This is a genomic window from Halomonas sp. 707B3 (assembly GCF_024158645.1).
GTDB classification, from domain to species: Bacteria; Pseudomonadota; Gammaproteobacteria; order Pseudomonadales; family Halomonadaceae; genus Vreelandella; species Vreelandella lionensis.
Genome location: NZ_JAMZBE010000132.1, coordinates 1 through 10,047 on the forward strand (window position 1 = coordinate 1; position 10,047 = coordinate 10,047).

Annotated in this window: 11 protein-coding genes, 3 tRNA genes and 1 pseudogene; 10 read left to right on the top strand and 5 right to left on the bottom strand. The window is 52.0% G+C overall.

Features of this window, described 5'->3' with window-relative positions; genetic code table 11:
- The 5 genes from BIS10_RS14775 to BIS10_RS14795 all read left to right on the top strand — a co-directional run.
- On the top strand, positions 1–660 hold a 660-nt coding region (locus BIS10_RS14775; RefSeq protein WP_253506227.1), incomplete at its 5' end, for an NUDIX domain-containing protein.
- A 49-nt stretch (positions 661–709) separates the two neighbouring features.
- Entirely contained in the window at positions 710–985 is a 276-nt protein-coding gene (locus BIS10_RS14780) for an oxidative damage protection protein (RefSeq protein ID WP_062361802.1), read from the top strand.
- Between the two features lie 152 nt (positions 986–1,137).
- Positions 1,138–1,213: transfer RNA gene (locus BIS10_RS14785), tRNA-Phe, on the top strand.
- A gap of 6 nt (positions 1,214–1,219) precedes the next feature.
- Positions 1,220–1,294: transfer RNA gene (locus tag BIS10_RS14790), tRNA-Gln, on the top strand.
- 72 nt (positions 1,295–1,366) lie between these two features.
- A tRNA-Thr gene (locus BIS10_RS14795) sits at positions 1,367–1,442 on the top strand.
- Positions 1,443–1,515: 73 nt separating this feature from the next.
- Here BIS10_RS14795 and BIS10_RS14800 read toward each other — a convergent pair.
- From BIS10_RS14800 to BIS10_RS14805, 3 genes and pseudogenes are all read right to left on the bottom strand, one after another.
- Positions 1,516–1,725, bottom strand: a pseudogene (locus BIS10_RS14800) (tyrosine-type recombinase/integrase); the annotation flags it as partial.
- A gap of 125 nt (positions 1,726–1,850) precedes the next feature.
- A complete protein-coding gene (locus BIS10_RS19055; protein ID WP_392567184.1) occupies positions 1,851–2,174 on the bottom strand; it encodes a DUF4124 domain-containing protein in 324 nt (107 codons plus the stop codon).
- A 180-nt stretch (positions 2,175–2,354) separates the two neighbouring features.
- A complete protein-coding gene (locus BIS10_RS14805; protein WP_253506229.1) occupies positions 2,355–2,801 on the bottom strand; it encodes an META domain-containing protein in 447 nt (148 codons plus the stop codon).
- Positions 2,802–3,074: 273 nt separating this feature from the next.
- Between BIS10_RS14805 and BIS10_RS14810 the strand changes: the two genes are divergently transcribed.
- From BIS10_RS14810 to BIS10_RS14825, 4 genes are all read left to right on the top strand, one after another.
- Positions 3,075–3,296: a general stress protein gene (locus BIS10_RS14810; protein ID WP_083024484.1), complete on the top strand. Its 222-nt coding sequence runs from the start codon at positions 3,075–3,077 to the stop codon at positions 3,294–3,296.
- Between the two features lie 81 nt (positions 3,297–3,377).
- Positions 3,378–3,581: a hypothetical protein gene (locus tag BIS10_RS14815; RefSeq protein WP_083024486.1), complete on the top strand. Its 204-nt coding sequence runs from the start codon at positions 3,378–3,380 to the stop codon at positions 3,579–3,581.
- A gap of 52 nt (positions 3,582–3,633) precedes the next feature.
- Positions 3,634–4,470, top strand: coding sequence for a manganese catalase family protein (locus BIS10_RS14820; protein WP_083024487.1), 837 nt, complete (start codon positions 3,634–3,636; stop codon positions 4,468–4,470).
- A 45-nt stretch (positions 4,471–4,515) separates the two neighbouring features.
- Positions 4,516–5,019 carry a ferritin-like domain-containing protein gene (locus BIS10_RS14825; protein WP_253506232.1) on the top strand — a complete coding sequence of 168 codons (504 nt, stop codon included), beginning with the start codon at positions 4,516–4,518 and terminating at the stop codon, positions 5,017–5,019.
- 166 nt (positions 5,020–5,185) lie between these two features.
- Here the strand turns inward: BIS10_RS14825 and BIS10_RS14830 are convergent, their stop codons facing one another.
- Positions 5,186–7,210 (bottom strand): CocE/NonD family hydrolase, encoded by a 2,025-nt coding sequence (locus tag BIS10_RS14830; protein WP_253506233.1) that lies wholly within the window; start codon positions 7,208–7,210, stop codon positions 5,186–5,188.
- A gap of 10 nt (positions 7,211–7,220) precedes the next feature.
- Positions 7,221–8,531 (bottom strand): ATP-grasp domain-containing protein, encoded by a 1,311-nt coding sequence (locus BIS10_RS14835; protein ID WP_253506235.1) that lies wholly within the window; start codon positions 8,529–8,531, stop codon positions 7,221–7,223.
- Positions 8,532–8,958: 427 nt separating this feature from the next.
- Between BIS10_RS14835 and BIS10_RS14840 the strand changes: the two genes are divergently transcribed.
- Positions 8,959–9,762 carry a Crp/Fnr family transcriptional regulator gene (locus tag BIS10_RS14840; RefSeq protein ID WP_083025294.1) on the top strand — a complete coding sequence of 268 codons (804 nt, stop codon included), beginning with the start codon at positions 8,959–8,961 and terminating at the stop codon, positions 9,760–9,762.
- Positions 9,763–10,047: the final 285 nt, after the last annotated feature.

Below are 10,047 nucleotides of genomic sequence, written 5' to 3' on the forward strand. Positions count from 1 at the left end.
ATTCTGGATGGCAATGTAAAGCGCTCGCTCACCCGCCTGCACGCGGTGGCAGGCTGGCCGGGCAAACCGGCGGTAGAACGCTCGCTGTGGGCGCTGGCCGAATACTTTACGCCCACCACGCGGCTGGCGGATTACACCCAGGCCATGATGGATTTTGGCGCGACGCTGTGTAAGCGCAGCAAACCCGACTGCCCGATATGCCCGTTCAATGACGTATGCCGCGCCTACGCCCAAGGCGAGCCTCAGCGCTACCCGGAATCCAAACCCAAAAAAGCCACCCCCACCCGCGAAACCATTATGCTGATGCTGCGCGACCCACAAGGGCGCGTATGGCTAGAGCAGCGGCCACCTAGCGGCCTATGGGGCGGTTTATGGAGCCTGCCGCAGTTTGAACGCCACAGCGAACTCAACGACTGGCTGGAAGACAACACCAAAGCCCCCGAGCGCCACGCTGCGCTGCCCAGCTTCACTCACACCTTCAGCCACTTTAAGCTGGTGATTACGCCGCAGCCTGTTACCTGCGAACGAATCAGCGGCGTTCGCGAAAGCGGCGTATGGTATGACGTTAATCATCCACCTGCGCTAGGCTTAGCGGCACCGGTCAAATCGCTGTTAAGCCAGCTGGCACCATTTACCCTAGACCCGACCCCTGGGCCTTAGCCGTTAAGCACACACTGGCCTTCACAGATATACGCCATAGGAGCACACCATGAGCAACACGGTTTTCTGCCGTAAGTACCAACAAGAGCTACCCGCGCTGCCGTTCCCACCACTGCCGGGTAAGCAGGGCCAAGAGATTCAGGCCACGGTATCTAAAAAAGCGTGGGAAGAGTGGCAGGCGCTGCAAACCCGCCTGATCAATGAGAAGCACCTCAACATGCTGGAGCCAGAAGCACGCGCCTATCTAATGGATCAGATGCAGCGCTTTCTAGATAACGAAACCACCGACCAAGCAGAAGGGTACGTGCCGCCCAGCCAGGCATAAACCTAGAAACGCAGCGCAAAGCCACGAATGGCGTGGCCTTTGCCGCTTTTGGTTCAACGCCTGATGTGCCCTAAGCACGTGACTAGAAAGAAAGTTTCACAAAGGTGTTGACGAAAAGAGGAGCTTTTGGTTTAATACGCACCGTTGGCAAGGGCCAGATAGCTCAGTTGGTAGAGCAGGGGATTGAAAATCCCCGTGTCGGCGGTTCGATTCCGTCTCTGGCCACCACAACGTTGGGGTATCGCCAAGTGGTAAGGCACCGGTTTTTGGTATCGGCATTCCCAGGTTCGAATCCTGGTACCCCAGCCATTGCCAACAAGATTTCTTGTTGATTGGCTAGTCTAACGGCAACCCAATCAAGTTCTCAAGAAAATGCGAAGCGCCGACATAGCTCAGTTGGTAGAGCAACTGACTTGTAATCAGTAGGTCCCGGGTTCGACTCCTGGTGTCGGCACCACTTAAGTGGTTGATAAGCAAAGCATTTGAGACAGTGATTAAGCCGCCTTTCGAGGCGGTTTTTTTGTATGTGTCTACAAAGTGTCTACAGCTGTAGACACTGCCAGGGAGTTGAGCTTGGTGGCTTCCTCCAGGTGATCCGGTGCAAAGTGTGCGTAGCGCATGGTCATGGTGATCGACTGATGACCAAGTATTTGCTGCAGCACCAGGATGTTTCCCTCGTTCATCATAAAGTGACTCGCGAACGTGTGACGTAGTACGTGGGTTAACTGTCCTTCCGGTGGTTCTATCTTGAGTTCATTTACGCTTCTCCCCCCGCTGGCGTGAGCAAAGTGTGTTGGGTATGCGCAAAAATATAGAGAGCGATGATAGGTGCAGCTGGAAATAAAGAGTGATCAGTAATCCCACTTCACCAACCGCGTCTCAAAGGAATGCGAGCACGCGTCTTGACTCGACTATTACGAAGTTCCAGAGCCGTTTGATGTTGATTTCTGTACGGCATAGCAATGCGTGGGAAGGCGGGAGCATTTGCGGATAGGGAAGCCGCAGGGCGAGACGACACCGCAGGCGCTGAAATAATCGTAAGGTTGTTGGTATTCACCATTTCAGAGTTGCCGCCCGCGTAGGGGGAGTCCTGAAAAGTGGTGTGGCCGTTGGCAACACATTTATAAATCTCAGCCTGTGCAGTCAATGGCAGCAGTACCAACAGAGCAATTAGCGCGGGTGTTTTCATCGTCCATGAACCCTAAGTGAATATCGGTAACAGAATGTTACCAAGAATCGTTAGGTGTGAGTACCCCGCTGTGGAAATGAACGCCTATGAGTGATCGCGCTTATAAACCTCTGTTAAGCCGCTAAGCGGTATGCTGAGCAGCAGCGTTCAATACGCTTCCTTGCCTTACTTCATGACCTGCTAATAAAGATGCACTGCCTCCAGCACCGCCAGCGGCTCTCCGTGGGCGTTAGTTAACTCAAGGCGGCTACCGCTAATCTCCCAATGTCTGGTTTGCTGAAGTGCATTCAACATGGTCTGCTCGCTGCGCATTTGTGCAGTGGGGCAGGCCATTTTCGTGGTGGCGTTGGGGTGGAAGGTGAGCTGCTGGCCGGTGTGCTGGTAGCGGCCGTTGAGTGTGTTGCAGCCGGTGGAGCCTGCCAAGCGGGTGTGTTCTATGTGCAGCACTATATGCGCTTCGCGAAAATTGTCTGCGGCTACCACGGGGTTGTCATCTACGGCCAGCAGTTTCCAGTAGGTATTGGTGAGCGATTCATCCGGTGCTGTGTTGGCATGCTTGGCCTCCAGGTTTTGGCAGCCGCTTAGCCATAGGCAGAGGGTGGCGGTGATTGCGAAGGGGATGCGCATGGCGGCAGCCTTTTACTTGGACGGTGGTGTTTAAAAGAAGTGTGTTGGTAATAGATGGGGTTAGTCAATTATTTTATCTTTCGTTATCAAATAACCGATGAAAAGTTATTTGATGCATATCTGTTGGAGTCATTATAAAAATTAAAGATGCTCATTTGCGTTTCTGTTCGCTTGATAAGAGAGTGAGGTTGGCTAATCTCAAGTTACTCGAGTGACACGCCGAGTACGAGTAAATGAGTTGGTTTTGCCGAATTCATGAAAAGGAGATTTATCATGACGAACAAGCGCAACGATAATGGAATGAGTCGCGAAGAGGCAGGACAGAAAGGTGGTGAAAAAACCGCCAAAACCCACGATAAAGAGTTTTACGAAGATATTGGCCAAAAAGGCGGCGAAAAAAGCGGTGGTAACTTTGCCAACGACCCTGAGCGCGCCTCGGAAGCTGGTAAGAAAGGTGGCGAAAATAGCCACAGTGGCGGTGGTAATAACCGCTGACGAGCGCGCTTTTAACTGTTCCTGATTTACACGTTCAAGAGTGCCTTTAGCCGCTAAGGCTAAAGGCACAAGGAGCCAAGGATGAGTCGTCCTGTGAACGATAAGAACTTTGATATGGTGAGTACGCTATATCATGCCTCTCAAGGTATTCAGCTAAGCTCGCAGTTTTCTCAAGATGCTAAAGAGAACTCCGATCAAGATGCTCAGGCATTTTTTGATCGTGTGTCTGAGCATTACGAGGAAATTGCTGATGAAGCACGGAAGCTGCTAAAGCAGAAGCTTTAAGTTCGTTGCCAGGGAGCGCTCTCCCTGGCAATTACGTTAGGAGAATAGCGCAATGTTCCACCACTCTGGAAAATTACAGTATCCCGTTAAGGTCGATAAACCCAATCCTGAATTTGCCATGCTGCTGCAACAAGCGATTGGCGGTATTGAAGGCGAAATTCGGGTAGCCATGCAGTACTTCTTTCAAGCGATGGGCGCACGCGGCGATGACCGTATCCGCGACATGTTGATGTCCACCGCGACAGAAGAGCTGTCCCATATTGAAATGCTGGGTCATGCGGTTGCCCTCAACCTGGAAGGCGCGCCGGTCTCCTACCAAGAGGCCACGGCACAAGACCCGGTAATGAATGCCATTCTGGGCGGTGCTAACCCGCGCCACCTGCTCTCATCGGGCCTTTCGGCCATGCCGGTGAATGCTAACGGCGTGCCCTTTGATATGAGCCACGTGTATGCCACGGGCAATATCGCCGCCGATATGCTGGCTAACGTAACGGCGGAAGCCGGTGGTCGCGTGCTGGCATCGCGCCTGTATAACTGGACCGATGACCACGGCATGAAGGATTTCCTCTCCTTCTTGATTGCTCGCGATACCTACCACCAGCAGCAGTGGCTGGCGGTGATTGAAGAGCTGGGCGGCTTTGAGAAGCAACTGCCGATTCCCAACGCCACGCCGGAAGATAACGAGGCGATGCAGCACTCTTACTACTATCTCAACACACTGTTGGATAAAGAGGCGCCGAAAGGCCGCTGGTCGGAAGGCCCCTCGCTGGATGGTCGAAGCCAGTACAGCGTGCGCAACCAGCCCGCGCCCGAGGGCCAAGAGCCGAGCCTGGGCGGTGCAAAAGAGAAGTCCGGGGCGCAGAAAGAGCAGATCGACCCTAAAAAGTAAGCATTATTTGTTATCCACGCCGCTGATGAACAAGGAGAGCGCACGATGGAAGCCAAGTATCTGGAAGATTGGTTACGCGATGCCCATGCTATGGAAAAGCAGGCGGAAGAGATGTTGAAAGCGCAGGCGAAGCGGATCGAACACTATCCAGCCCTGCGCGCGCGCATTGACCAGCACTTGCATGAAACCGAGCACCAGGCGGAAAAGCTGGAGCGGGTGATGAATGAGCTGGGGATTGATACCTCTGCCATGAAGGATATGGGCGGCAAGCTCACCGCCTTCGGGCAATCGGTTGGCGGTATGATGGCAGGCGATGAAGTGGTGAAAGGCGGTATTGCCAGTTACGCCTTCGAATGTTTTGAAATTGCCAACTATAAGGCGTTGATTGCCGCTGCAGAGCAGGCCAACCAGCCAGAGGTGGTGCGCGTATGCCGCGAGATCCTGCAGGAAGAGCAGGCCATGGCCGATTGGCTCGACCAGCACCTGGACGAAACCACGCGCACCTTCCTTACCCGCGCCGATGACAACGACGTGCAGGCCAAGAAGTAACGCAGATTGAGTAAGAAGTAACGCAAAGCGAGATGGCTAGTCACGCCCTTTTCCCCGGCAGCCCAGGCCGGGGTTTTTTGTGCCTATAAAAACCGCCCCAAGCGGTGTAGCAAAAAGCGGTGTAGCAACGTGGGACGGCAGTGAGTGTCGCTAAAAGCGGCGACTGCTAGAGGTGGTCACGAGGGATTTTTGACGACCAGTTTTTTGAAAATACCCGATACGCCTGTTCGTAGGCGTCTAACTGGGCGTGAACAAGAAAGTGGCTCTCGGTGCAGGTGAGTACCGTACGGGTATACACCTCAGTATCCCAGTCATCTCGTTTAAAGTGGCTCTCGGTGATGGTTTCTCCGCGGGCAGAGGTGAAGTCATCCGTGACCGTGCTGTAGTACTCCCGCGCGCTGCGGTGAATTTCCGTGCCCGTATCGTTGATACGAAAGCACCCCTGGTTGTTAATCACTTCCAAGGTGGACTTTTTGGTGGCCAAGTCACGGTGCAACAACCAATTATGCTGACTGGGAGCAAGCGTAGTGATCGCCAGCGGTGGGGCCGCTTCGGGTGGTTCAAAGGCAAAGGTATTATCATCATCGGCTGCCGTGCGCACGGGTAGGTGGAGCGTGCAGTTGTCGAGGGTGATATCCACCTGTGCAGGCGCGGGTGAGAGCCATGCCAATGGCCAGTACGAGGTAGAGATCGAAATGCGTAGCTGATGCCCCTCTGGAAAACGCTGGGCAATCCCGTTCATAGGGATTTGCACTCGATACTGCTTGCCGGGTACTAACTCGCTAGGCTGTTCGTCGCTATCCCGGTGAGTTAGGTTCAGCAGCCCATAGGTGACGCGGGTGGCTTTTCCATCCGGCGCAACGTCGGAAAGGCGCACCGCCAGCATGGCTTGGGGCTGGTCGCAAGAGAGCGTTAGCGACAGAGTGGTAACGCCCATAATATCCAGCGGTGCTTCCAGCGGCGGGCTGCTAAAGACTAGCGAGCCGCCATCCTCTTCCCGCTGGTCGCCGGGGAGGTCGGGTGTGGCAGCGTAGGAGCACCACTTACCCGCTGCCATCCCCACGCTAATGGGCGATTGCAGGCCGAGCGTGGGCGGTGTGTGTGTCTCCGGTAACGGCTCAACGGTTAAACGGTTGGGTTGTAGGTAGTAGCACTGCTCGCGAATCCGCGGCGAGGGCCACTGATGTTCACTTAGCCAGCGCCCAGGGCGGTCGGCGTAGCTGTTATCTGGGGGCACGCTATCCTGCTGCCAGGCCCGCAGCATCGGCTCATCCATAATGCCGTTCTCTTTGCCTTTCAGCCAGTAATCCCACCAGCGCAGGGCTTCTTGTAGAAAACCAATGGCGGGGCCTGGAATCCCTTGGTGGGGGTATTTATGCCCCCACGGGCCAATCAGCCCCTTCCGAGGCACCTCTAAATGTTCCATCAGCCGAAACACGGTGTTGGTAAACCCGTCGGCCCAGCCGCCAATGGCGTAAACGGGGCACTGAATAGCGGTATAGTGCTCACCGACCGAGCTGGTGGACCAGTACGCATCCCGGCGCTGGTGGCGCAGCCACTGGTCAATCCATAGCCCGCTGTGCTCCATGCGCTCAAACCACATCTCCCGCCAGCGTTCGCCTACCATGGCCGGGTCAGGTGGAAGCGCATTAAAAGCAAACATCACGGTCGCTTCCGAGAGGTTGTCTCCCAGTAGGCAGCCGCCCATGTAGTGCATATTGTCGGCGTAAAGGTCATCGCTGGAGCACAGGCTGATCACGGCTTTGAGGGCAGGCGGCTGTTTGGCCGCCACCTGCAGGCTATTAAAGCCGCCCCATGAAATACCCATCATGCCAACGTTGCCATTGCACCAGGGCTGTTCGGCCAGCCAAGCGATAGCATCGACGGCGTCTAACTGCTCTTGCTGGGTGTACTCATCGGTGAGCACGCCGTCGGAGTCACCGCTGCCGCGCATATCAACCCGCACGCAGGCGTAGCCGTGGCCCGCTAGGTAGGGGTGGTTGCTGGCATCGCGGCCCCGCGTTACATCACGTTTGCGGTAGGGGATGTACTCCATAATGGCGGGAAAAGGCGTGGAGTCAGGCGTATCGGGTAGCCACACCCGAGCCGCCAGCTGCTTTCCATCGCGCATAGAGATAAACACGTTTTCGATCTCGCGGACGGGGTAAGGGAAGTCGTGAACGATCTCCATGTAGGCCTCCTTAAGAATCGACAGTCTCAATAGAATCGATAGGCTCAATGTCAAAATTCAGGAAATCCAGGCAGAACTGGTAGTTTTGCTCTATCTCCTCATGGGTGTTGCCGGTGACGTAGAGCGTGCCCAGGCGGTAGCAGAAGCTGTCCTGGTGCATCAAGTGGCTAAGCTGCTGGCCGGGCGCTACATCAATGACCACGTCGGTATGCGGCAGCCGCTGTTTGAGCGCGTCAATCTCTTCCTGGCTGGGAATACGCTTTACCACGCCGTCTTGGTGGGCAAACGGAATGAAGCACTTGGCTGCCATCGCGGCGACGCCCTGGCGGTTGAGTAGCGAGGGCCGCTGGCCAAGGGCGATATCAACGGCAATCTCGTGGTTCGACATGCCATCCACCAGCACGAAAATCTCGCTATGGGATTGAGAAATGCGCGTGTTGACCTCAATCAGCCACAGTTTTTCCCGCGCCTCGTCCCACATAAACTCAACGTTAAAACAGCCGTTGTTGTAACCAATATGGGTCAGGAAGGTTTTGGCGGTTTCCACCATTTTATGGTGGACGTGTTCGGGGAGGTTGCTGGGGTACTCCAGGCGGTCAAACAGCGAGATGGAGTTCTCTGCTTTGGGCTGCGAAATAATGCCGTGAATATTAAATTCACCATTAAAGACAGAGCCTTCGGGCGCAGCTTGCACGCCGCTAATAATTTCTTCGGCAATACAGGCGTTGCCATCTAACTGGGCAATTTCTTCCGGTAACTCTATGTAAGCAAGGGCTTCATTAAAGGCGTCGCCTAGTTGGCGAATCCCCGCGCGTATTTCCTCCATGGCCTGCTCGAACTGGGGCTGGTTCTCGATTTTAAACCCCAAATGGGAAGAGAAGGCCTTCACCGGTTTGAGCCAAAACGGGTAGTCGAGCGTTACCTGTGACAGTGGGTTATCAGCGAAAGGATCAATGCCGCAAAAGTTGGGCACCACATCAGGAACTACCTTTTGCTGCTCAAGGCGGCTCCAATATTTATGCTCACACTTTAAAACACTCGTAATAGAAGGTGAGGGAAGGTGGTAGTGCTGGCAAAGAATAGGCACGATAACGCTAGTAGGAAAGTCCCACTGAGCGATAATCGCATCGATAGTGCCAGGGAACACAATAAGTTGCTCTTTGGCTGATGAAAGTAGCTGATTAAAAGACACTTTGTCTGCTTCAACTGCTGTGTCCACATCTAATAAACCATGAATTTCTAAGTCCTTTCTCTCTCTTAGTGTTTGCATGGCGGTTTTTTGCTTATCTTCTAAAGCAATAACAAAAACGTTGCGTTTCATGCGCTACTCCATTAGTGGTTGATTAGGCGAATTGTCCCTATTGCCCACCCTTGAGCGTATGAAAAGCCTTTTCTCTTTTCCAGGTCGAATAAGTTTGAAAGGGAGATAATTAATTTATGTAACACTATTAGTGAGTTAGATTCAGAAATGAATGTATCGGTAAGTATTTTTGTTTTTGCTTTTGTTATGAAAGCTAGTTTGATATAGGCTGAAAGGTATGGTTGCATTTTCTGAGGAGGTCGAAAAAATTAACAAATGTTAATAATCAATGGTTTTTTGACTTTTGTTAGCGTGGTTTATAAAACCATCTTGTTTAGTTATTTATATTTGTCTATATTTTTGTCGCGTTATCTTCCTTTATATATATCGGCATTATAAAAAATTCCTGGTGAGTATAGCTTTTGTCTAACTACAAAGGAGTGTAGAGATGAATAAGGTTACTGCAGAAGAGTGCAAACAAGTGGAAGATAGAAATCGCAAAGGTGTACACGGCGGCTTAAGTAGTGATAGCTCTTGTATAGGAATAAGTGAAGTATTAGGCCTTTATGGCGAGCTGGGAGCCGATGCCCGAGAGGCGTTGGCTAACATCCGGCATAAGCCCGTAGAGCTTCGACGCAACCAAAAGGTGTTCTCGTTATGTGAAGGTCGCGCCGATATCTTCGTAGTTAAAGAGGGATGGGCGAGCCTTTCCCACGCGACCAGCACCAGAGGACAAGATATATGTAACGTCTTTATGCCTGGCGATATTATTGGTATGCGAGAAAGCTTTTTTGAAAGTCATGATATAGTTATTCTTTCTTTAACTAATTGTAAACTTGAAAAAGTATCTGTTGATGACTTGCATGAGCTTTTTAAAACCAATGAGGAAATAAGAAAGGCGATTACTTCTTATGTTATGGTAAATGACAATATTACCATCGAACGGTTAAGAAGCTGTACTCATCATCGTTCTGAAGAACGCGTTGCGCATTTCCTGTTAGAAGTTTATGCCCGTTTTAATTTTAAAGGACTGTTGGATAGTAATGTATTTGCATTCCCTGTTACTCAAGATGTCGTGGGTGAGCTATTAGGTATGACAAGTGTCCACGTAAGCCGCTGTATGACAGCGCTGGAACAGAAAAAGTTAATTCGTAAAACCCGCAGTAGTATCAAGTTATTGCAATCAGAAGAAATGACGCGTAACACCGGGTTTGACAGCGATTTTATATACGGGCATCTATGCCTTGGTTAGCAACTTTATCGCTAAAATAACCAGAGCGGTGCTTGAAGAGGCTGTTCTGGTTTTTTTAGGTCTGGCGGTTGTGTTAATAAAATGCCGCCATAAGTGCTATCAAATATTAAGCTTATGCAGCATAGCTATATTTTATAAGTGGTTTTTCATTGCTACTTTTTAGGCGTATAGTATGACATTTGAATAAATCCTGAATCCGTGAGACCGGCCCCAGGAAGCACTTCTAACCCACTGACCTGCATGGCAATATAGCCATTATCGCCATTCACCCAGACAGTGCCATGC